General features: G+C 41.4%; 16 protein-coding genes and 1 pseudogene. 16 read left to right on the top strand and 1 reads right to left on the bottom strand.

Going from position 1 to position 23574, the window contains the following annotated elements; all coding sequences use genetic code 11:
* The first annotated feature begins 3 nt into the window (after window positions 1-3).
* The 10 genes from DWX43_RS06320 (at window position 4) to DWX43_RS06275 (ending at window position 15879) form a co-directional block, all read left to right on the top strand.
* The gene (locus tag DWX43_RS06320) at window positions 4-5538 is read left to right on the top strand and encodes a non-ribosomal peptide synthetase (RefSeq protein ID WP_024739133.1); all 5535 of its coding nucleotides are present in this window, start codon (window positions 4-6) and stop codon (window positions 5536-5538) included.
* A 54-nt stretch (window positions 5539-5592) separates the two neighbouring features.
* The gene (locus DWX43_RS06315) at window positions 5593-6675 is read left to right on the top strand and encodes an NAD-dependent epimerase/dehydratase family protein (protein ID WP_008726155.1); all 1083 of its coding nucleotides are present in this window, start codon (window positions 5593-5595) and stop codon (window positions 6673-6675) included.
* Window positions 6656-7417: an alpha/beta hydrolase gene (locus tag DWX43_RS06310; RefSeq protein WP_006567737.1), complete on the top strand. Its 762-nt coding sequence runs from the start codon at window positions 6656-6658 to the stop codon at window positions 7415-7417. The genes DWX43_RS06315 and DWX43_RS06310 overlap by 20 nt, the downstream gene beginning before the upstream one ends.
* 15 nt (window positions 7418-7432) lie before the next feature.
* Entirely contained in the window at window positions 7433-8386 is a 954-nt protein-coding gene (locus tag DWX43_RS06305; protein ID WP_006567736.1) for an AraC family transcriptional regulator, read from the top strand.
* Between the two features lie 20 nt (window positions 8387-8406).
* The gene (locus DWX43_RS06300; protein ID WP_006567735.1) at window positions 8407-9870 is read left to right on the top strand and encodes an ABC transporter ATP-binding protein; all 1464 of its coding nucleotides are present in this window, start codon (window positions 8407-8409) and stop codon (window positions 9868-9870) included.
* Window positions 9871-10025: 155 nt separating this feature from the next.
* Complete coding sequence (locus DWX43_RS06295; RefSeq protein ID WP_006567734.1) at window positions 10026-11846, top strand: ABC transporter ATP-binding protein; 1821 nt, start codon at window positions 10026-10028, stop codon at window positions 11844-11846.
* Between the two features lie 4 nt (window positions 11847-11850).
* Window positions 11851-13584: an ABC transporter ATP-binding protein gene (locus tag DWX43_RS06290; protein WP_006567733.1), complete on the top strand. Its 1734-nt coding sequence runs from the start codon at window positions 11851-11853 to the stop codon at window positions 13582-13584.
* 47 nt (window positions 13585-13631) lie between these two features.
* Window positions 13632-15005, top strand: coding sequence for an MATE family efflux transporter (locus DWX43_RS06285; RefSeq protein WP_006567732.1), 1374 nt, complete (start codon window positions 13632-13634; stop codon window positions 15003-15005).
* A gap of 48 nt (window positions 15006-15053) precedes the next feature.
* The gene (locus tag DWX43_RS06280; RefSeq protein ID WP_008726159.1) at window positions 15054-15440 is read left to right on the top strand and encodes a metal-dependent transcriptional regulator; all 387 of its coding nucleotides are present in this window, start codon (window positions 15054-15056) and stop codon (window positions 15438-15440) included.
* A 19-nt stretch (window positions 15441-15459) separates the two neighbouring features.
* Window positions 15460-15879: a helix-turn-helix transcriptional regulator gene (locus DWX43_RS06275; RefSeq protein ID WP_006567730.1), complete on the top strand. Its 420-nt coding sequence runs from the start codon at window positions 15460-15462 to the stop codon at window positions 15877-15879.
* Between the two features lie 408 nt (window positions 15880-16287).
* Here the strand turns inward: DWX43_RS06275 and DWX43_RS06265 are convergent.
* A pseudogene (locus DWX43_RS06265) lies at window positions 16288-16585 on the bottom strand (ATP-binding cassette domain-containing protein); the annotation flags it as partial.
* A 622-nt stretch (window positions 16586-17207) separates the two neighbouring features.
* On the opposite strand from DWX43_RS06265, the gene DWX43_RS06260 reads away from it, so the two are divergent.
* From DWX43_RS06260 to DWX43_RS06235, 6 genes are all read left to right on the top strand, one after another.
* Complete coding sequence (locus DWX43_RS06260) at window positions 17208-18572, top strand: sugar ABC transporter ATP-binding protein (RefSeq protein ID WP_207666084.1); 1365 nt, start codon at window positions 17208-17210, stop codon at window positions 18570-18572.
* 9 nt (window positions 18573-18581) lie between these two features.
* A complete protein-coding gene (locus DWX43_RS06255) occupies window positions 18582-19556 on the top strand; it encodes an ABC transporter permease (protein ID WP_118619611.1) in 975 nt (324 codons plus the stop codon).
* A gap of 178 nt (window positions 19557-19734) precedes the next feature.
* Complete coding sequence (locus DWX43_RS06250; protein WP_118619609.1) at window positions 19735-20193, top strand: DUF6379 domain-containing protein; 459 nt, start codon at window positions 19735-19737, stop codon at window positions 20191-20193.
* Between the two features lie 21 nt (window positions 20194-20214).
* Window positions 20215-21348: a xylose isomerase gene (locus DWX43_RS06245; RefSeq protein WP_118619607.1), complete on the top strand. Its 1134-nt coding sequence runs from the start codon at window positions 20215-20217 to the stop codon at window positions 21346-21348.
* Between the two features lie 25 nt (window positions 21349-21373).
* A complete protein-coding gene (locus tag DWX43_RS06240; protein ID WP_118619605.1) occupies window positions 21374-22480 on the top strand; it encodes a Gfo/Idh/MocA family oxidoreductase in 1107 nt (368 codons plus the stop codon).
* Between the two features lie 19 nt (window positions 22481-22499).
* A complete protein-coding gene (locus DWX43_RS06235) occupies window positions 22500-23573 on the top strand; it encodes a Gfo/Idh/MocA family oxidoreductase (RefSeq protein ID WP_182440641.1) in 1074 nt (357 codons plus the stop codon).
* Window position 23574: the final 1 nt, after the last annotated feature.

The raw sequence follows: 23574 nt of genomic DNA, 5'->3' as shown, positions 1-23574 counted from the left end.
ATTATGGATATCCAAAAGTACATTAATGAGCTGGCAGAAAAAGAAATTGTAATTTGGTGTGAAGGTGATTCCATCAAGTTCAAAGCTCCGAAGGGGGCAATGACAGAGGAAAATAAAAATAAGTTGAGACAGTATAAGTCAGAAGTGCTGGATTATTTAAAAGCACATAATAACTTAGTGTTCACCAGTGATACAAAACGGAGATATGAAAAATTCCCACTGACCGACATACAAAATTCCTATGTTATGGGAAGAAATCGTTTATATGAATTGGGTGGAATTGGTTGCCACGGTTACATAGAAATTGAAGTCAATAGATTACTTGATCCTGGTCAGCTGGAGGTTGCATGGAATAAAGTGATACAAAAGCATGATATGCTGCGGGCAATTGTATCGGCATCCGGTTATCAGATTGTCCAGGAGGCAGTACCTTCAGTGGAAATCATAGTACTTGACGGGCGGGATAAAGATATTAGCGCTGATAAGGAAGAACTGAGAACTGAGTTATCTACGAAGCAGTATCAGCTTGGAACGTGGCCCATGTGTGATTTGGCCTTGAGTATTGAGAAAGACAAAAGCATAATCTATTTTTCGTTAGACATGCTTATTTCTGACTTTGCAAGTATGAATGTAATGCTTAATGATCTTGAAAGGTTTTATGAGAATCCTCATGAAATCATTATACCGACTACGTCTTACAGAGATATTGTTTTATATCAGGAGAAGCGGAAAACATTTAATAGCAAATCAAGGCAGGAAGCGGAAGTTTATTGGAATAAGAAAATATCAATGATGGGAGATGCACCTAACCTTCCGGTTATAGGGATGGAGGACAATCAGGAAGTGAGCTTCCTTCAGAAGAAAGTGTTCTTGAATGATAAACAATGGAAAGCTTTTGTTGAATTGGCAAAATCGTATAATATTACGCCATCTGTGTTTGTTATGGCAGCACTGGCGGAGGTAATAGCAGTTTGGTCTGGTGACAAAAAGTTCTGTATTAACACTACACTGCTCAACAGACCGGAAGTGGCTGAAGATATATATAAAGTGGTTGGTGATTTCACAGATGTCAATATTACTGCCATTGATATAGAGTATAGTGAAACATTTCTGGAAAGAGTGAAAAAACTGCAAATGGATCTCTGGTCTGATTTAGAACATAAAGATGTGTCCGGAGTAGAAATAATAAGACGTCTAACGAAAGAACGCAAGAAAAATGTAATTATGCCGGTTGTGTTCACAAGTACTTTGGGGGTTAGTTCAAAGGATGATACAACTGTAAAAAACAGAATTGTATATAAACTGAGTCAGACTCCGCAGGTGTATATAGACTGCCAGGCCGCAGAAGAAAACGGTGGTGCCACTATTAACTGGGACGTGCGAAATGGTGTATTTGAGGGCTATATAATAGAAGAAATGTTTGGAAGTTTTGCTTTGTTGCTTCAATCTATAGCCGATAAAAATAGTGAAGTTCTTAAGGAAAAATACCCGGTCAGCCTTATGAAGGAAACCCTTGAAATAAGACGTGATGTAAATAATACTTTTAAAAATATTATGCCGGCAATGCTTGAAGATGGATTCCTGAAATCTTTTAACCTTTACCCTGATAAAACGGCATTAATAACTGATGAGGGAGAATATACATATCGTTCACTTGGGGGATATGTGAATGCTGTACTGCGTATTTTGGGCGAGGCAGGAACCCAGGACGGCGATAAGATAGGAATTGATACAAAAAAACATGTATGGCAGGTAGCTGCGGTACTGGCTGCCCTTATTTCAGGAGCGACTTATGTGCCAATAGATGTGCAGCAGCCTGATAAACGCAAAGAGAAAATTATAAGAAGTGCAGATATTAAACTGCTTTTTTCAGAAGCAGGGAATGAGGATTTAGAACAATACTGCAATGTTGTAGATATTCACAGCCTAAAACCGGAACCGACAGAATCGTTGCCTATTGATAAAATAGATTATGACAGGCCGGCTTATATTATATTTACATCTGGAACAACCGGTGAACCCAAAGGGGTTATCATGACTCATCGTGCAACATCAAATACAATTGCGGATGTTAATGAAACATATGCAGTTGGTGAGAGGGATGTATTCCTGGGGTTGTCAAATTTATCATTTGACCTTTCTGTATATGATTTATTTGGCTGTTTTTCAGCAGGAGGAACATTAGTATTACCCAGTACAGATAAAATTAGGGATTCCAAATATTTGTCGGAATTAATAATCAGACATAGGGTTTCTGTAATAAATGCGGTTCCTGCTTTGCATCAGATGATTGTTTCCTATCTTGAATCCGCAAATGTCAGCGTGGATTATCAGGTGAGGCTGTTATTACTTTCTGGTGACTGGATTCCCGTAACCCTGCCGCATAGGATTTACGATCTGTTTGGCGATTGCCGTGTGATCAGCCTTGGTGGAGCCACGGAAGCAGCAATCTGGTCAATCAGTTACGATATTTCTAAAAAAGCAGTATTTACAAAAAGCATTCCATATGGATATCCAATGTCCAATCAAACATTTTATGTTCTAAACAACGAAATGCAGCCCTGCCCTAATGGGGTAGACGGAAGCCTGTACATTGGAGGAATCGGATTATCCTCCGGCTACCTGAAGGATGAACAGCTGAATCGTGAAAAGTACCCTGCTCTTCCGTGGAGTGGAGAGCGCATTTACAGAACCGGGGATAAGGGGTGCTATTTACCAGACGGAGTCATTATTTTTAAAGGACGCGAGGACGGCGATAATCAGGTTAAAATACACGGCCATAGAGTTGAACTGGCTGAAATTAGTTCTGTCTTAAATGAACATCCACTGATTGAAAGGGCTGTCGCTTTAGCGTTAGGTGAAAGCCCGGAGGATTTGCATATTGATGCAGTCATTTCTCCGGTCAGGAAAAAGACTGTGGCATCACCGGCTCTGGACGATAAAGAGGAATATTTGCTCAAGTCCATAAAACAATATTATGAAGAGCAGATGGATCAGGATTTACTTGAAAAGTGGATTAAGAAGTCAGAGGAAGTTGTTTCTGCGGACATATACAACACGTTTAGAAAGCGCGGAATTTTTTCGGATAAATCCAAAGCCTTCAATTTTGAGCAAATTGTAGAAATGATGTCGATACCGGAGAAACTGCACAAATTGACAAAAAGATGGCTGCAGGTATTGGTTAATGAAGGAATTATCACATGTGAAGCCAATGCATATAAAGCTTCTGAGATAAGTACGGATTTAGGTTCTGAAAAGCTTTGGAAGGAATTTTTTGAAATAGAGGACGATTTCCAATACAGCAAGGAGTTTGTTGATTATTTGAAGGAATCGAGTGATTTGCTTCCAGAACTGATTCAGGGAAAAGAGGACCCTCTGAATATTCTGTTTCCAAAGGGAGACACAGACCCGGCGCTGGCAGCTTATCATGACAATAAAGTAAATGGGATGCTCAACAACATTGCTACGAAAGAAATACGTTATCTGTGCGAGAAAAAGAATAAAAAAAGTCCGGAGAAACCCTTTAGAATATTAGAGGTGGGAGCTGGAGTTGGTGGAACCTCTCTCGATGTGATACCCGAGCTTGAAGGCTGTAATGTTGAGTATTATTTTACTGATCTTTCGGTTTTCTTCTTAAATAAGGCACAGGAAAATTTCGGTAAGTATAATTGGGTGAAATACGGGATTTTCAATATTAATGAAGACTTCGTATCGCAAGGGTATGAGGCATTCAGCTTTGATGTGATTTTATGTGCAAACGTGCTCCATAACTCACGGAATATCAATAGTGTCATGAAAAATTTAAAGGGCTTATTATCAGAGGACGCGTCCATTATCATACTTGAGGAAACACGAACAAGTTACCTGTTGCTTACGTCAATGGAATTTAAGGACGGCTTAACCGGTTTTACGGACGAACGCAGCGAACATGACCAGACATTCTTCACACGAAAACAGTGGGAAGATATATTTAAGAGGCATGATGGGCAGCTGCTTTATGAATTCCCTGATAAGGGTAGCAAATTGGACTTAGCTGGACAGACAATATATGTGGTTCGCTTTGCCGGAGAATATGAGCAGTTAGAAAAGGAGGCGGTCAGAGGCTATTTGGAAAGTACAGTATCTCCGTACATGGTTCCAAACCAGATTCTGATTCTTCCGGATATGCCACTATCTGCAAACCGTAAAGTGGATACCAGAAAAATCAAAGAATACTTCAAGAGTTGGGACCATAAGGAGAATATCAAGAAAAAGGACGAGTTGCCCCAGACAGATCTGGAGCGGCGCATTGCCGAAATATGGTGCAAAGAGCTGGGGATTACTTCTGTGGGGAGAAATGATGATTTCTATCTGGTGGGCGGTGATTCTCTGTTAATTGCTCAAATCATTGGGAAGATGATGGAGAACATATCGGAAGCCTCCGGCTGGGAGTGGAGCAACCTTCTGACAGAAATGATGAAAGCACCCACTATTAAGCAGATAGCAGAAAGCCTTTTGAACCATCAAAATGATAAGGGAAATCTTGAGGACCCGTCCTTAATGATTCTGAAAAATAGCAGTTTAAATAATGAGGATTCTGTTGCGAAGGTTTTTTTCCATGCCGGAGCGGGAACCTTAACACCCTATACGGATTTACTGTCTCGCATAAAAGAGGACAGCAAGGACAGTGAAAGCATTATCGGCTTTGTTTTTGGAAATGATGCAGAGTATATTTCTATGGAAACCAGCCAGACCTTCCGGTTGTTGGGGAGGAAATATGGTGAGATATTGGAAAAAATGGGATATAAAAATTATATTCTTGTGGGCCATTGCGTGGGTGGTCTGATTGCACTGGAAACAGCACAATATTTGAGAAATAAAGGAATTTCCGTTTCTGATGTGACGCTGATAAGCACCGGTATTCCAAAGCGGAAAGAGAACACGATTTTAGCGGATGCATCGGATGAGATATTCCGTAATGCATTGCATTCAAGCCTGGATAACGAACTGCTGTTGGAGAGGATTTTTGCAAGAGTGATTGGGGCAGATGCATATAAGGCAGGATATCAGGTAAGCGATGAGCGGTTGCAGCAGTATATAGAGTATATTTCCAGATGTGGAAGTGGTGAAATTACAGTAAAAGCATTATGCGAAACGGGCGGGGAGTATGAAGATGTGGCTGAAGAGTTCCGCCGGCTCGCCAGCTATACAATTTCAGAAAGGTTAAATGCTTTATACCGCACGATTGAGCGTCCAAATGGGGAGTTGATGGAACATCAGCTGAAGATGCTGAATGTACTTTTCCGGATATTCTCACAAAATTTCAGATGTGTGTCCAGTTATATACCGAAGCTTTACTATGGAAATATAAGGATTTTCTGTTGTGAGATTTTAGGAAGCCACTTTTATCCGGGATTTTTTGAGGAAGATTTTGAAACATGGAAACCATATATCAAGGGGAATTTAAAATATAATACAATTGCAGGACAACATTTTGATTGTATTATTGGTGATAATCTGGAAAAGAATATTTCTAAGATTTTAGATTTTAACTATTAACGATTGCCAAAGGGTGCCCATCACCGTATGGACACCCTGGAAAAGGGGCGGAATATGAAGAAAGTCGGGATATTAGGCGGAACTGGTGAAATAGGAAAAAGAGTTGTTAAACTGTTGGAGAATCAATATGAGTTGCTAGTTTCCTATCATTCGGTAAAACCATCAGTTACTGCCCATAACCAATATATCCAATTAGATGTAGATATATCTGATGACTTAGAAAGCTTTTGCAGTCAGTGCAGTATTATCGTAAATTGTGCAGGAGCCTCCTTTGTCAATGGAGAAAAGATTGCAAGAGCAGCGGCTAAATATCACATACCTGTTGTGGACCCTTCTGGTGAGGCATTTTTAGAAGACAGAATAGCAGATATAGAGAACGAATCGGTTTATGTGCTTTCCAGTGGCTTCTTCCCAGGAATGACTGGCCTGTTGATGAAATATTTATGTGAGAGCTTAAAGTCAGTAGATTGTATTATGGGGTTGAGCATCACGAATGAAATTCCGAGCAGATCGGCAATCAAAGATTTTATTTTGACAAATACAGCCGGATTTGGAACTGCATTAAACTATTATGAAAATGGTGAATTAAAAAGGGATGAAACACCAATCTACAGGATTGTAGAAAATAAGGAGTATACATTGCAGAACTACTATACGATAGAATTGCAACGGATTACTCAAAAATATAAACCTGAGAGGGCAAACTGGTATTACGCCTCTTTTGGAGAAGAAATCACGAAGTTAATGCAGGAAGCAGTTATCAAATATGGTTTAAAGCAAGGCGATGAGGCACTGCAGCAAAGTATTGATTCTATTATCAAGCTATTTGAAATGACTGGTGGCTCAACAGCAGCATATAACTATATACATATTGAAGTAACAGGTTCAGATAATAATCAGGGTCACATAAGAACTGCGGACGTACATAGTTCATACAGTAGTGATATCAGTTCAATTATAGCCGCTTATACGGTTAAGGCCCTGGTTGAAAAACAACCGGACTTCGGAATTCATTATGCTATGGATATCGTGGATTTAGAAACTGTAATACATGATTTACCACAATTAAATATCGACCTGGTTTTGACCGATAAAATATTGGAGAAAGAGGAAACCTATGAAGAAGGATCAATCTAAGATTCATCTGCTTGGTAATAAAAACGGTAAAAGAATACTTCTCATACATGGGATGGGATTCAATTGGAAGAACTGTTTTGATAAGGTTCTTCATATATTGGGGAAAGATTATTATTTTATAATTCCGGAGTTGCCAGGCCATAGTGCTTCGTCCAGTGGTGCGGTTACTTCTGTCATTCTTAGTGCCGACTATATCAGTACTGCATTGCTGAAAAAGGGAATTAATTATGTTGATACAGTTTATGGCATTTCTTTGGGAGCAAGTATTGCACTTGAACTTGCACTCAAAGGTGATATAAGAATAAAAAAACTGATACTGGACGGCGGACAATATGAATCTATGGGTAATATGAAATACATATACAGCCTTATTATGGCGTGGCAGATGAAGCGGGTTTTGCATGGAAAGCACATGATGAAGTATATGCAAAAACAAATGGGGTATTTACATAACAATGATGTCCAGGTTCTTCAGCCAATGGGGGAGGCCGGTATAATCTTTGGAACATTATTACAGACAGCTCTTGCAGCTTACAAGTATGATATCCGGAGCAGGAAAGAGAAAATATCAATGGAAGTGGTGATTATGTATGGAGGCAATGAAACATATGCCCCCAATTCTGTTGGTTTAATAAGAAGAGTCAGTATTTATCCTCTTAAAGTCCGTGCCTGTGAGAAAATGGGACACGCGGAGGCTCTGAGCAGGAAACCGCAGATAATCTGCAATATGATAGAAGCATAATGGAGGATTAAAACCATGCCGGAAAAACAGGAAGTGCAGGAATGGTACGGCCGGAACGCCAGGGTTATGCACAGTGACAGTGATTGCTTAATAGAACGGTACGAATGCCAGGGAAAGGGTTTGATTGTTACATATAAAGTATTTGAGGGAATGGAAATGGTATTCATGGAGTTTAATTCCGAAGATGCTTTTATTCCAGTAACCCCATACAGCGAGATTCTGGAGATTACCTGTTGCCGCAGGGGGAGAGTTGTCTGTGAATTTGCAAATAATATATGTGCCCATCTGTCGGAGGACCATTTCTGGATTGGCAGCGGGGAGCATCTGCCAGCTTCCTATTATTTCCCCTTCGGTTACTTTGATGCCGTTACTCTGGTGATTGACGAGAAAAAAATGAGTTTGTCCACGAAAAAGATTATGGCGGATTTTTCCATAGACATTAAGGCGATTGAGGAAAAATTATCATTGAACACTGCATGGTATATCAGCAATATTCCTTCTAAATTACAGCGATTGTTTGATGAAGTCTATGAGGCAAAAGGGAAAGAGAGCACTTGCTACTTTGCAATTAAAACGTTGGAACTTCTTTTCTATTTGCAAAATATTGAACGAAATGACGCTGAGAAGGAACAGTATTATCCCAAAGACCAGATCGAGGCAGTCAAAGAAATCTGGAACTACATGATTACTCATTTAGACGAGGAGCGTTCACTTAAACAATTGGTGAAAGAAAAAAATATGGGGACTACCATGTTTCAAACAATATTTAATCACGTTTATGGAGATTCCCCATATGCATTTTTGAAGAAATACAAAATGGGGATTGCGAAAAAGCTGATTTTAGATGGTGAAATGAAAATTGGTGAAATTGCCTTTTCATTGGGGTATTCCAATGCAAGTAAGTTTTCTGTTGCATTTAAAGATGTCTATGGTATTTTGCCAAAAGATTATAGAAAGCTGAGAAGCTAATAAGAATATGGAGAATAAAAATGGGAAAAGAAATAGAAATGCAGCATGTGACATTTTCATATCAGCATAAAATTCCCCAGCTTACTGATATCAATTTAAATATTAAGGCAGGGGAAACGGTGGTTATAACCGGTCCGTCAGGCAGTGGGAAAAGTTCGCTGACCCGAGTTATTAATGGACTGATTCCTTATTTTTATGAGGGCGATTTAAAAGGGACCGTCAATGTAGAGAAACAGCCCCTTTCCAGTTATCCATCCTGGGAGAGGGGGAAGATTATAGGCAATGTGTTTCAGGATCCACGGAGCCAATTTTTTGCCAATGAGGTGGCAGGGGAGATTGCGTTCGGATGTGAGAATTACGGGTATTCGCACGAAGAAATTGTGGCCCATGTCCAAGCTTCAGCCGATAGTATGGGCATAAATAATATATTAAATTATAATATTCGGAACCTTTCCTATGGAATGAGACAGAAGGTGGCGATTGCTTCTGCCGAAGCAATCGAGCCTGAAATTTATGTTATGGATGAACCCTCCGCAAATTTAGATACGGATTCAACAGAGAGATTGGGTAATACAATAAGGAAACTGAAGGAAAAGGGAAAAACAATTCTGATTGCGGAACATAGACTTTATTACTTGATGCCAATTGCAGACAGGTTTCTGTATATAAAAGATGGCCGCGTTATGCATGAATTTACGCAGGCTGAAATCAGGCAGCTGGCCGCGGAAGAAATCCGTAAGCTGGGTTTAAGAAACCCTGACCTGCATACGGTGACTTGTTCTCATATGCCATTTGAAAATAACAGCGATGTGATTTTAGAAGTAAAAGATTTATGTAAAACGTTTGGCAAATTAGTGGTTGCAGACCATATCAGCTTTTCCTGCAGGAGAGGAGAATCTATCGCTATCATAGGTTCCAATGGGATGGGGAAAAGTACAATGGGAAAAATGCTCTCCGGATTATTAAAAGAAGATTCCGGCCGTGTTACTCTGTTTGGAAATAAAAGCAACATAAAAAAGAGGAGGGGAACGGTCTGGTATATTCCCCAGGATCTCGACAGCCAGTTGTTTGGTGAGGATCTGATAGACGAACTGATACTGGGCAGTAAAGAATCACCGGAAATAAGGGAAAAGGCTGGGCAGATATTAACTGAACTGGATTTGTATGAGTTTAGAGAACAACACCCGTCCACTTTGTCAGGGGGGCAAAAACAGAGGCTCGCATTGGCGGTGGCGTTGATGCATGAAGCCCCCATTATTATCTTAGATGAACCAACCAGCGGCCTTGACGGGGTAAATATGAGAAAGGTAAGCCATGTTATTCAGGAACTTGCTGGGAGAGGACGTACAATTCTGGTGATTACCCATGATGCAGAATGTGTGCTGTCTTGCTGCCAGAGAGCAATCAGGTTGGAAGAGGGGAAGGTGACAGACGATTTTGTGATAAATTCTGCCGATTATCTACTGGAGAAAATGGGGTATTGAGCTATCTGTAAGAGGATAAAGTTGTTGAAATTTCGGGCTATTTTCGGGAAGTTATTTTGAAATGGAGTAGAGAACCGCGGATTTTTTCGTTATAATACACTACAGTTAGTAAAATCTAACTATAGTGCAAATATTATGGAATTGGAGGAGCAACAATGAAACAGGAAAAGAACAAGGAGGAAAAAAGGAAAACAGGAATGGCACGTTGCCTGGAGCTGGCATCAGAACACAAAGGGTTAGTGATTATTTCAGGAATTCTGTCTGCATTGGCGGCAGTATGTTCGTTTATACCTTATCTGTCAATCTATTTTGTTATCAGGGAACTGATTTTGGTGTTTCCGGATATGCCTGCAGCAGATATGCCTGCCATTTTGATGTGCGGCTGGTTTGCCCTGGCCGGCATTGCTGGAAATGTGGTACTTTATTTCTGTGCTCTGATGTGTTCCCATCTGGCAGCCTTTGGAACATTGTATGAACTGAAATTAAACTTTGCGGATCATATCACTGCAATCCCGTTAGGATATCACCTGACCATTGGAAGCGGCCGTATGAGGAAAATTATGGACGAGAATATAGAAAGTATCGAAAAATTTATCGCCCATCAATTCCCGGATTTTGTTGCATCTCTTGTGGCTCCGCTTATTTTAGTCATAATTCTTTTGGCTGTTGACTGGCGTTATGGTGTTGTCTCTCTTCTTGGAATTGTGCTGGCCTTTGCCATTCAATTTTCAGGATTCAATGGGGCGGCCAAAGAGAAGATGCACCGTTTTCAGTCTGCCCAGGAAGATATGAATAATGCATCTGTGGAATATGTGCGAGGGATGCCTGAAATCAAAGCCTTTAATCAGACGGCAGATTCATTTAAAAGATTAAGCAGATCCATAACTGATTACACCTCCTTCATATTGGAATATGCCATGGGGTGGAGGAATTGCATGCCGGCGTTTACAGCGATTATCCACAGCATCTATTTGTTGCTGATTCCTGTAGGTATATTGATTGGAAGAAATGTGACAGATTACAGAAACTACTCCCTAACCTTTATCTTTTATTTGATTTTAGTGCCGGCCATATCTGGCATCTTAAATAAGATCATGTTCATTTCGGAGTCATTTACCCAGATTGACGGCAATGTGGAGCGTATGGAAGAAATTTTACATATACCTGTTTTGCCGGATTACAGAGGCGGCGTCAAGGAGCAGGGGAAGGATATTGTCTTTGATCATGTGAGTTTTTCTTATGAAGCTGAAGCAGATGTGGTTGTTAAGGCGCTGGATAACGTATCGTTTCATGCCAGACAGGGAGAGGTGACAGCAATCGTTGGCCCGTCAGGAGGAGGAAAGAGCACCATTGCTAATTTGATTTCCCGTTTTTGGGACGTGACAGAGGGAAATATTCAAATTGGAGGAGTAGATATCCGTGAAATTCCCCTTGCGGAACTGATGAAGCAGGTTGGTTTTGTATTTCAGGACACATTTCTTTTTAAACAAAGTGTTTTGGATAATATTCGGATGGGAAATCCTGATGCAACAGAAGAGCAGGTTATAGAGGCTGCAAAGGCGGCCCAGTGTCACGAATTCATCGAAAAATTGCCGAATGGGTATCATACGGTAATTGGTTCTTCAGGAATCCGCTTGTCTGGCGGGGAACGGCAGAGGATTGCCATTGCCAGGGCCATAATTAAGGATTCCCCCATCATAGTACTGGATGAGGCAACTGCATTTAGCGATCCGGAAAATGAATATTTAATACAGAAAGCTTTTGAGAAATTGATTAAAGACAAAACAGTGGTTATGATTGCCCACCGACTTTCCACGATTCGTAACGCCGACCAGATTCTTGTTATAGAGCAGGGACATCTCATTGAACAGGGAATCCATGATGGATTAATAGCAAATGGCGAAAAATACACGCAGATGTGGAACAGTTATGTAGAATCAGTCAATTGGAAAATCCATACAGGGAAGGCGGTGTAACGAAATGAAATTTTTACAAGAACGACTGTTATTATCTGATAAAGGATATTCAGACCTTAAAAAAGCGATTTTTGCCTGCACATTGACAAACCTGTCCATTATGCTTTCATCTGCGATTCCAATTCTGTTGTTCGGCCAGCTTTTAAAGCCCTTTATGGGGCAGGAGATATCCTGGTCAACTATGTGGGTACTATTGGTGATCGGAGTGCTTGCTACAATCCTGGTCTTTATCGCTGCCAAGAATGATTATAAAAAAACTTACCTTGCGTCATATAAGGAAGCAAGCAACACGCGGTTACGGATTGCTGAACATTTAAGAAGGCTTCCTATGAGCTTTTTTAACACAAAAGACTTGTCAGATATAACTACAAATATGATGGCTGATTGTGCCAGCATGGAATCCATGCTTAGCAGTACGATTCCTCCGCTCATAGCAAATATTATATCGGTTACACTTACATGCGTATGTCTGGCCTTTTTTGACTGGCGCATGGCATTAGCAATATTTTGTACCATGCCTGTCTGCTTCTTTATAATATGGTGCGGCCGTAAACTGCAATTACACCTGTTTGACCAGCAGGTGGGGGTGAAACTGGCGGCGTCCAGTCAGATTCAGGAGTATTTGGAGGGAATCAAGATTATCAAATCCTGTGGCTTGAGCGGAGAACGTTTTCAGACACTGAATAAGGCTCTCCTGGCAATGAAAAAGACGGCAATTAAAGTGGAATTGGCTTCAGGTATTCTTGTGCAATGTGCGAGCCTGATTTTACAGGCAAGCCTGGGAATCACTATATTTATCGGTACAGTCCTGATTACAGGTGGACAGATTGAATTATACCCCCTCCTGGTTTTATTGATGTTTTCTACACAAATTTATGGACCGATATTATCTATCCTATCACAGCTTACCAGTTTGTTCCATCTGGGAACGGTTACAAAGCGGATGCGTATACTGCTGACAACACCGGCAATGGAGGGAGAAGAACAGGACATTAAGGATTATGATATCGAGTTAAATCAGGTTACATTTGCCTATGGAAAAGAAGATGTAGTAAAAAATGTTTCGGCAAAAATAAATACAGGTAGCATTACTGCCCTAGTTGGACCGTCCGGAAGCGGAAAGAGTACCCTGGCAAAACTCATTGCCCGCTTTTGGGATGTAGATAAAGGTACTGTGACAATCGGCGGTAAGGACCTGAAACAAATTGAACCAGAATATTTAATGCGTAGCATGTCATTTGTTTTTCAGGATGTGACCTTATTTAATGACACGGTATTTAATAATATTAGAATTGGAAATATGAATGCCAGTGATGAGCAGGTTGTATCGGCTGCAAAAGCAGCTCATTGTGATGAGTTTATCAGACGGCTGCCGGAGGGGTATGACACGATCCTTGGTGAAAATGGCAGTACCTTGTCAGGCGGAGAGAGGCAGCGTATTTCCATTGCCCGCGCACTATTAAAAAATGCTCCCATTATTCTGCTGGACGAGGCAACCGCTTCCCTTGACCCGGAGAACGAGGTATTGATTCAACAGGCCATTGCCAGACTTGTAGAAGGGAAAACAGTTATAATGATTGCCCATCGTCTGCGGACAGTAGTAGATGCCGACCAAATCCTGGTATTGAACGAGGGGGAACTGATGGAACAGGGGACACACAAAGAGCTTCTTGAACAAAAAGGACTGTACAGCAAATTATTCTACATACAGCAGGAAAGTCTTGGCTGGTCAGTCTAAGGTGTTACTTAAAATATGGACAGTTAAAAAGATAAGGAAGTGATTCTATGTTAAATAAAAATGATACTCGGTCTATGTTGCTTCATGACAGCCCGCAAAGTTTAGTATTAAAACTTAGCGTACCTGCGATTATCGGCATGGTGGTTGTTGGGCTTTACAATTTTATGGATGGAGTTTATGTCGGACAAATGGTAGGAGATAACGCTATGGCAGCGGTTTCTGTGTCCTATCCATTTACGCTTGCCAATAGTGGGATTTCCACGCTCATCGGTATCGGCTCCGCTTCAATCCTATCCAGGGCGATTGGAAAAAGGGATCAGTCTACAATTGACAAGATAATGGGAAATCTGATCGCCATGAATTTGATTTTTTCTCTTATCATCATGGCGATAGGCATGATTTTTACGAAACAGATTTTAATGCTTTCTGGTGCAAGCGGAGAAATTCTGGAGCTGGCACTCCGGTATTTACGCATCATCTTTGCAGGCAGTCTGTTTGTCAATTTTGCACAGTCCTCAAATATGATTATGCGTGGTGAGGGATTGTTGAAACAGGCAATGCTCTTTAGCGCCGGTTCCGCTATCATGAATATTATACTTGACCCGATTTTCATTTTACTTCTAAAACCTTATGGCATGGGAATTGATGGAGTTGCATATGCAACAGTGGCTTCGCAGGTTGCGTATGCAATGGCTTCTCTTTGGTATTTTAAGCGAAGGAGTAAGACTGTGAGAATCAATGCAATTCGCATTGAAAGAACGCTTTTCTCGGAAATCATCGGAGTAGGTTTTTCTGCGATGCTGATGCAGGTGATGATGCTGGTCCAGCAAACCGCACTTTATAATCTTGCGGCGCAGCATGGAGGAGATACATGGCAGATTATACTCGGCGCAACATACCGGGTAGTGTCTTTTGCATTTATTCCTTTATGGGGGCTTTCCCAGGGATATCAGCCGGCGGTCGGAACCAATTATGGTGCAAAACAATACGACCGGGTAAAGCACATCACGAAAGTGTTTGCAATCACAGCAACTTTATTAGCGCTTATTTTCTATTTGCCGATTATGTTAGTACCGAATACAATTCTCTCTATGTTTATTACAACGCCGTCCGTAGTGGAACTGGGAGTAGGGGATTTCCGTCTGTTCTTCCTGTCATATATTTTATTAGGAGTCTGGATTGTGGTTCTGACCCTGATGCAGTCTCTCGGAAGAGCTACAAAAGCGAGTGTTCTGGTTATTTTACGCCAGATAGCCATTTACATACCAGCAGCCATCATCATGCCTTATATTGCCGGATTTGGTGTACATGGCGTATTTGCTGCTCCGTTTATTACGGATGTGATAGTATTTATTGTTGCGGTTGGTATGATGATAAATGAGTTTAGAAGAATGGATGCGTTAAAAGCTTCAGGGAAGTAAGAAATCTGTTTTTCTAAACAGTATCGAAACACAGGAGGTGATGCAGCGCTGAAACTTCATGAATCAGGAGAGAATTATCTGGAAGCGGTGTTAATTCTGCAAAAGCAAAAAGGTATGGTACGTTCGGTTGATCTCGCCCGGCACATGGGGTATGCCAAACCCAGCATCAGCCATGCAGTGACGGTTCTACGTAATGGCGGTTATTTGACAACGGACACTGACGGCTATCTTCATTTAACCGTTGCGGGCCGTGAAATAGCTGAAACAATATTTGAGCGTCACCAATTCTTTACGAATCAGCTTATTGATGCCGGAATCGACCCTGCCATTGCGGAAGAAGAGGCTTGCCGGCTGGAACATGCAATCAGTGATGAGACATTCCAGAAACTAAAAAGACATCTGTTAAGAAAAGAGGAAGATGAAAACACACATTGATTAGAGGTGAACAGAACGTATGATACACCAGGTTTATTCCATAGCAGAAGAAATTAAAAGGCTGCGCGAGGAAAGAGATATGACACAGGAAGAATTAGCTGAGTCAGCTGAAATTTCGTTAAGCCACTTAAGCAAAGTGGAGAGTGGTTCCAGAATGATTGGTATGAAAACATATAGCAAAATTTTGTACGCGTTAAATGCAGTCCCCATTATGATAACGGAAACAGAAAAGAGCGAAATACATTCCGATTTAGTGTTGCGTCTATTATCAATATTAAAAGAATGCTCGGAAGTGGAGGTGGAATTTTTATTGAATACTGTAGAAACAATAAAAAACAATATGGATATCATAAGAAACCACGAAAAGAGTAGTGCTGGGAATCATAAGAGAAATACACATCATAATTATCCAGCATATGAAGCCAGAAGAACTGTTTAAATTACAAGTTGATGGGGCTGTTGCAAAATAGTTGAGAAATCAGTTATGGAACCGCAGCTCTCCTTATTCATGCATAAAAGAAGAAAAACGGTCTCCGTACGCTTTCATATGTTAAAATATAAACTAGATTCGATGCTGGCTCTATGCTGGGACAGTGTGGACTGGTTTTGTAATTTTATTTCCGTATCAACATATCATTACCATGAACTAGTAAAACATAGAAAAAGTCACATGAAACGTGAAAATATTTACGTAATACAAACCATGGAGGGGCTGCTAACCACTAATCAAAATGAAATTGTAAAATAAGAGAAGTATGCAGGAATATCCCTGATTGACACTACAAGGTTAATCAGGGATATTTATATTTTAGTTTATGACTATCATTTTAATCGTGTATAAAAGTTTTTCGTCAAGCAATACAACAGCCGTATTTTTCAGCATGGCTCTTCCAATAGAAATACGGTGCTTTTCACCACCGGATAAAGTAGAACCACCCTCACCAATCATAGTATGAAAGCCTTGGGGCTGCTCCATAATGAAATTATAGCAGTTTGCCAATTTTGCTGCCTGTTCAATTTCTTCATGAGTGGCATTTTTTTCCATAGCGTATATTGTTTGCAATCGTATCCTGAAATAAATAAACCTCCTGAAATACCACAGAAATTTTCTTCATCAATTTTTCGGGGTCAATGGACTGTCAGTCAATGGATAAAAAGAGAAAATCATCGTAGAATAGGTTCATACACATCAAATGATTTAGTTATGTATAACTGATGTGGTTACTGAATTGGATAATTCAGGTTTGTACCTTGACAATAGAATATCAGCATGGTAGATGCATTCTAACTTTATTATGACATAAATGACATGTTGGAATTCATCTTTTGAGATACTAAACATTTGGGACATGCTTAAAAGCATGAAGAAGAGCAATGAGCTGCGCCACGATATACCTGCCTTGAATATAACTACAAGGTAAATGTCAGGAATCGTAATAGAAGAAGTAAAGGTATGAGCGGCACTTTTTCTTGGACCATATAACCAGCGGTCTAAAACCCAGAATGATAATGATACCTCCGTAATAATAGAATCACGGTCCAGGTAGCGCTGGAGGCATGAACAGTGAGTAAGGGTGCTGTAAAGTGTCAGGAAGGTTGTGGTTATACCTAATCTACATGTTCCCATGGTACAAGGGGTGAGATAATATTCAGCCGCACCAGTTTATGGTGCGGTGTACCATTAAAAAAATAGAACTAATCAGCAATAGAACTTGCTTATTAGCTGTGCTTTTTTAAGAATATTATTATATTTTTTTTGGTTCTTACTTGACACAGGCAGGGAAGTCTACATTAATCAAAATCATTGCAGGAGCAATCACTCCTACATCAGGCAGCATCGAATTTGCAGATGGAGCGGTTTATCAGGAAATGACCCCCCAGAAGGCAAAAGAGTATGGAATTGAAGTAATCTATCAGGAATTTAATCTTGTGGGCTGCCTGACTGTTGCAGAAAATATCTGTTTTGGTGAAAAGTATGGAAAATTTGTAAACCACGGACATATGAGGACGATTGCAAAGGAGGCATTTGATTTATTTGATGTGGATATAGATCCAAGGGCCACGGTTTATGAACTGCCTTCCTCGAAACAGCAGATCGTTGAAATCTCAAGGGCGATTTTCAGAAAGGCTAAGATCCTTATTATGGATGAACCGTCAGCGCCGCTTTCTGTGGCAGAGGTGGAGAAGATGTTCCAGGTGATCCGAAAGCTTAAGGCACAGGGAGTCAGTATCATTTATATCAGCCACAGGATGGAAGAGCTCTTTGAGATTTCTGATAAAGTTACGATTATGCGTGACGGGAAATACATCACAACATTGAATACGAAAGAAACATGCCGGCAGGAGCTGGTAAATTATATGGTAGGCCGGGAACTAAAAGAAAACTTCCCGGTCAGAAAAGCACCGTCTGAAGAAGTGATGCTGAAGGTAGAAAACTTATGCGGGAACGGCGGCAGAGACATATCCTTCGAAGTACATAAGGGGGAAATCATCGGGCTTGGCGGGCTGGTAGGAGCCGGTCGTACGGAACTTGTCCGACTGATATTCGGAGCGGACAAACCGGAAAAAGGGCAGGTTTACGTGGAAGGTAACCCGGTTCAGATCAAGTCCCCGGCACAAGGCATCAGAGCCGGCATCGGGATGATACCGGAGGACCGCAAACGGCACGGCTGTCTTCTGACAAGGAGCATACGGGTCAATACAACACTTTCCTGTATCCGGCAGATTTCTAAGTTTGGTTTTGTAAATGCAAAGAAGGAAAAGAGGATAACTGAAAATTATATAGAATACCTGAAAACAAAAACTCCGGGAATGGAGCAGATGGTTGGCAACTTAAGCGGGGGAAACCAGCAGAAAGTCGTAATTGCAAAGACGCTGGCGTCTGACTGTAAGGTTATTATTTTTGATGAACCTACCCGGGGAATCGACGTGGGGGCAAAACAGGAGATTTATAAGTTAATCGCAAAACTGGCGGAAGAAGGAAAGGCTATTATCATGATTTCTTCCGAGATGGAGGAACTGATTGGGATGAGTGACAGGATTCTGGTTCTTCATGAAGGGCAGGTAAGCGGAGAACTTACCAGGGAAGATTTCAGCCAGGCGAAGATATTAGATTTAGCTTCAGGAGAATAGGAGAGAGCAATGGAAAAGACAGTGAAGAAAATAAGTGTCAATAAAATATTAAAAGAATACGCAATGGTTTTTATATTTGCCGGACTATTTGTTTTATTCAGTATTATGAACCCGACGTTTTGTTCATGGATGAATATTAAAAACCTGATTATCCAGAACAGCTATATTGTTGTAGTGGCAGTCGGAATTTCGTTTGTTATGATGAGCGGTTCTTTGGACTTGTCGGTCGGATACCAGGTCGCAGCAATCGGTGTGCTGACAGGCAGGCTGATGACAACAGAGGGGCTGCCTGTATGGGCGGCAGTAATATGTGCCCTGCTGTTTGGTATGTTTTTGGGATTTATTAACGGCGGTGTTTCGGTACTTTTCAAAATTGAACCCCTAATTGTAACAATTGCAACTATGACTATTTTCAGAGGGGCCGCCAATCTGATATCTGCAGGACTGTCCTACAATAATTTCCCGGATTCCTTCCGTATGATTACAAGGGGAACACTTCTCAGAGTCCCGATGGACGTATGGATTGCGGTCCTCGCAGTAGCCCTTGCCAGCGTAGTATATAACTTTACCTATTATGGCCGTTTTGTAAAAGCAATGGGCGGTAACGAAGAAGCTACCAGACTGGCAGGAGTTAATGTAGGCCTGATGAGAGTCTCCACATTTGTAATCAGCGGATTATTTGTTGCAATTGCAAGCTGTATCTATATCTCAAAATTGAGCCTTACAAATGCGACATATGGACCCGGGATTGAATTTACCGGAATGACGGCGGCTATTCTGGGAGGAATCTCATTTAACAGTGGTGAAGGTAAAATGTGGGGGCTGGTCGTTGGTATTTTTACACTCGCCATTATTGAAAACGGAATGCAGCTTGCAGGATTGAACCAGTATATCCAGTATATTATAAAAGGTACAATCCTGATTTTGGCAATTGCTTTTGATAAATACCAGAGAAACCAGAAAGTCAAGAAAAAAGTGGCTTAAAATGAAAGGAAAAAATGAAAGGAAATATTTGTATTACAAATCTTGCCCTGATAAAGCCGATAAAAAAGATACAAAAATAGGACTGTTGAAATATCCGGTGGTTATGCATAAATAATCAGAAGTTAACTGCTAAACAGACTGTTAAAATAGAATTAACAGATGAGAAGGAGGAGAAAAAGTGTTTGATAATTTTTTAATTAGAAAAGATAGTCTGAAAAACGATTCAGATGAAAACGGAAATATTACTGGTTTTCAGTTCGCAGCCAGAAATGCGAACTATCGCGGAGTTTATCTTTCCCTGCATAATGGCTACTATATCAAAGTGGATGGCGTGGAATACAAGAGGAATGTCCAGACATTTGAAATCAATGGTAAAGGGCCAAGGTCCTTTGAGGAAATCAAATCGGCGGTATGGGAGCACTGGGATTATGATGATGAAGGAATCGTACATGTAAAAAAAGAAGGGGGACTGGCACCAGGGATGCACGTCATTGAATTCCAGCAGTCCGTACTTGCGGCATACGGATATCTGCCAACGGATGAAGAGTGGGTAAAATGTCCGCCGGTCCCGGGAACAGGGGCAGGTTCAGACAAGACGAAGAACATAGTGAAATACGAGCTGGAATTGCAGCAGTAAGGAAAGGAAGGGAAAAGAGCTATGGGAAAAATTAAAAGAGGTGTTTCTCTTTATAGCTATCAGCAGACACAGTTCTTTAAAGAATTAGACCTGGAGGGCCAGATCCGCGAAGTGGGAACGAATCTCTATGGGGCTGACGGGATAGAGCTTCTGGACGAAATGTCACTTCGAAAGTATCCGAATCCGCCAGAAGAATTTTTTGGCCAGTGGTTTGAATGGATGGAGAAATATCAAACAACGCCGGTGACTCTGGATGTATTTTGCGACGTTCTGCAGTTTCGCGACCATGTCATGAGCTATTCTGAGTGTGCCGACCGGCTGAAGAGTGATATACGGCTGGCTAAAAAGATGGGATTTAAAAATGTACGCACACTTGCAACAACACCTGTGGAGGTTATGATAGAGGCACTGCCAGTGGCGGAAGAGTGTGATATTAAAATCGGAAAAGAAATCCATGCGCCGATCCCGATCAACGGGCAGTATGTAAATGAAATTGTGGAATACTGCCAGAAGTCAGGGACAAAGCATCTGGGGGTCGTGCCAGACTGGGGGATCTTTGCATTTTGCCCGTCAGAGGTGACACTTGACTGGTATGTGAGACAAGGGGCAAAGAAGGAAAGCTGTGAGCTTGTGACAGAACTCTGCATGGATAATCATCTGGGAAGAAGCAATGAACTCAATGAGATTGATCTTTCCCTGTATACAGCAGGAAATGTAGAATCTATGTTCCATCGATATCTGAAACACAACGATGCCCCGAAGGACCTGATTCCTGCGTTCCATAAGATGCAGAAGCTGATTATGGACCATGTTCCGGATTATTCTGACATTGATTTTGAAGTGATGGGGCAGGCACTGCTGCTGTCAAGGACAAAGGCAGAAGACCTGGAATCAATTATGCCTTATATCGTAAGCATACATGGCAAATTTTATAATATGTCAGAGATTCCGGGAAAACCGGGAACATATCAGGATATTTCGATGGACTATACCGGACCTGTAAAGTTTCTAAAGGAAAATGGGTACGAAGGGTATATCAATTCTGAGTATGAAGGGCAGAGGCGGTTCCAGGATCGTGGTATTGAGGATTTAATCAGCGAAGTAGACCAGGTAAGAAAACATCAGGAAATGCTGAAACGTCTGATTGGAGAATAGAAGAAGATTAAAGGAGGAAGTAAAAATGGAAAAACTGAGATTAGGAATTATCGGAACGGGCGGTATCTGCAATAATAAACATCTCCCGTCACTGGCTAAAGTTGCAGACAAAGTGGAGGTTGCTGCACTCTGTGATCTGGACGAGGAAAAGGCTGTGGCCACAGCAAAAAGACATGGGCTGGAAAATGTGGCGATTTATACAGATTATAAGGAACTGCTGAAGGATGAATCTATTGATATCATTCATGTATGTACACCGAATATGGCACACTGCCAGATTACCGTGGACGCTTTTGAGGCAGGAAAGCATGTACTTTGTGAGAAACCAATGGCTGCTACGACAGAAGATGCACAGAAGATGATGGATGCATGGAAAAAGTCTGGAAAAAAGTTTACTGTAGGCTACCAGAACAGGTTCCGTTATGATGTGCAGGTCTTGAAGAAAGCATGTGAGGCAGGTGAACTGGGGGATATTTATTACGGCGAAGCGAATGCAGTCAGACGAAAAGCAGTTCCTACATGGGGCGTATTTCCGGATAAATCAAAGCAGGGGGGCGGACCGCTGATTGATATCGGAACACATGCACTTGATATTACCCTGTGGTGTATGGGGAACTATGAGGTAGACAGTGTGAGCGGACAGGTGTTCTATAAACTGGGAAATCTGCCGGAAGCAGCGCAGGGCAATACATATGGGCCGTGGGATACAGATACGTTTGAAGTTGAAGATTCTGCAATGGGATTCATTAAAATGAAAAACGGGGCACTGATCAACCTGAGAGCTTCCTGGGCCTTAAATATGCTGGATGCAAGAGAAGCTTCCACTACCTTGTGTGGTACATTAGAGGGGGCTGAGATTAAGCACGGAGGCAGCTATCCGACATCAGAACTGTGGTTTAACCATGTCCGCCACGGAAAAATGACTCATGAAACATTATCAGGGGAAGCTCTTGTTGATTATTTTGAAGGGGTAAATGAACCACAGGGTGTTGTGGAGGCAAGGCAGTGGATTCAGGCGATTTTAAACGATACAGAACCATGTGTTAAGCCGGAAGAGGCTTTCAGAGTCACACAAATCCTGGATGCAGTCTATAAAGCGGCCGAAACAAATTCGACAATCAAGTTTGAATAAAAGCAGGAGGCTAATGAGCATGAAATTTAAATATGCAGTGATAGGATATGGCTTTATTGGGAGAAGACACGTGGATACACTGAAGTCATTTGAAGACTCTGACTGTATCGCAGTCTGTGATATCAGCCCAAAGAGACTTCAGGAGGTAAAGAACCTCTATCCGGATATGGAAATTTATGACAATGCGGATGATTTGCTTGCCAACACAGAGATTGACGGTGTTATAATATCAGCAAATAACAATCAGCATAAAGAGCTGGTCATCAAAGCGGCAAGGGCGGGTAAACATATTATTTGTGAAAAACCGGCCGCGATGACAGTGTCAGAGCTGGATGAGATGACGGAAGAAGCAGAAAAAGCCGGGGTCACGTTTACTGTCCATCAGCAGCGCCGTTATGATAAGGATTTCAGGTGTGTAAAAGAATGTTATGATAAAAAGCTGGTGGGTGATATCTATACGATCCAGAGCTCCTTATATGGTTATAACGGAAATATGCATGACTGGCACATCTATAAGAGCGAAGGCGGTGGAATGCTCTATGACTGGGGTGTGCACCTGATTGATCAGATTCTGTATATGGTTGACAGCCGTCTGGTATCGGTGTTTGCAGATGTCCGCAATGTGATTAACCGGGAGGTGGATGACTATTTTAAAATTCTGCTTAGATTTGAAAACCGGGTGACGGCAGAAATTGAGCTGGGGACTTATTTCCTCTCTGACAGAAAAGACTGGTTTGAACGCCACTGGTATGTGGGAGGCAATAAAGGGAGCATGTATGCAGATAAATTTGACCCTTCAGGCAAAGTAGTCCGCACAACCAGACTCTTGGAAAATGTGGCGGGTGATCAGGATAAATCCGCAAAATCTTATGGACCGACGCGGTCATTCGGAGTTCCCGAACCCGGACTTATTGTGACAGAAGATATACCACATGTGGATTGTGGACAGGCAGATTTCTTTAAAAACTATTTTAAGGCAATGAAAGGGGAAGAGGAGTTTCTGGTAAAAATACCGGAAGTACGGAGAGTGCTTGCAGTTATGGAAGCGTGCAGAAGATCAGCAGAGACAATGAAAAGTGTCGATTTTGAATGAG

The organism is Clostridium sp. AF19-22AC (genome assembly GCF_003479085.1).
GTDB lineage: Bacteria > Bacillota > Clostridia > Lachnospirales > Lachnospiraceae > Faecalicatena_A > Faecalicatena_A orotica.
This window is presented reverse-complemented; position numbering and strand designations above follow the sequence as displayed.

What these genes read in the sequence shown, in the direction of transcription:
- DWX43_RS06320 (WP_024739133.1), top strand. Translation starts at nt 4, where the DNA reads ATGGATATCCAAAAGTACATTAATGAGCTGGCAGAAAAAGAAATTGTA.
- DWX43_RS06315 (WP_008726155.1), top strand. Translation starts at nt 5,593, where the DNA reads ATGAAGAAAGTCGGGATATTAGGCGGAACTGGTGAAATAGGAAAAAGA.
- DWX43_RS06310 (WP_006567737.1), top strand. Translation starts at nt 6,656, where the DNA reads ATGAAGAAGGATCAATCTAAGATTCATCTGCTTGGTAATAAAAACGGT.
- DWX43_RS06305 (WP_006567736.1), top strand. Translation starts at nt 7,433, where the DNA reads ATGCCGGAAAAACAGGAAGTGCAGGAATGGTACGGCCGGAACGCCAGG.
- DWX43_RS06300 (WP_006567735.1), top strand. Translation starts at nt 8,407, where the DNA reads ATGGGAAAAGAAATAGAAATGCAGCATGTGACATTTTCATATCAGCAT.
- DWX43_RS06295 (WP_006567734.1), top strand. Translation starts at nt 10,026, where the DNA reads ATGAAACAGGAAAAGAACAAGGAGGAAAAAAGGAAAACAGGAATGGCA.
- DWX43_RS06290 (WP_006567733.1), top strand. Translation starts at nt 11,851, where the DNA reads ATGAAATTTTTACAAGAACGACTGTTATTATCTGATAAAGGATATTCA.
- DWX43_RS06285 (WP_006567732.1), top strand. Translation starts at nt 13,632, where the DNA reads ATGTTAAATAAAAATGATACTCGGTCTATGTTGCTTCATGACAGCCCG.
- DWX43_RS06275 (WP_006567730.1), top strand. Translation starts at nt 15,460, where the DNA reads ATGATACACCAGGTTTATTCCATAGCAGAAGAAATTAAAAGGCTGCGC.
- DWX43_RS06255 (WP_118619611.1), top strand. Translation starts at nt 18,582, where the DNA reads ATGGAAAAGACAGTGAAGAAAATAAGTGTCAATAAAATATTAAAAGAA.
- DWX43_RS06245 (WP_118619607.1), top strand. Translation starts at nt 20,215, where the DNA reads ATGGGAAAAATTAAAAGAGGTGTTTCTCTTTATAGCTATCAGCAGACA.
- DWX43_RS06240 (WP_118619605.1), top strand. Translation starts at nt 21,374, where the DNA reads ATGGAAAAACTGAGATTAGGAATTATCGGAACGGGCGGTATCTGCAAT.
- DWX43_RS06235 (WP_182440641.1), top strand. Translation starts at nt 22,500, where the DNA reads ATGAAATTTAAATATGCAGTGATAGGATATGGCTTTATTGGGAGAAGA.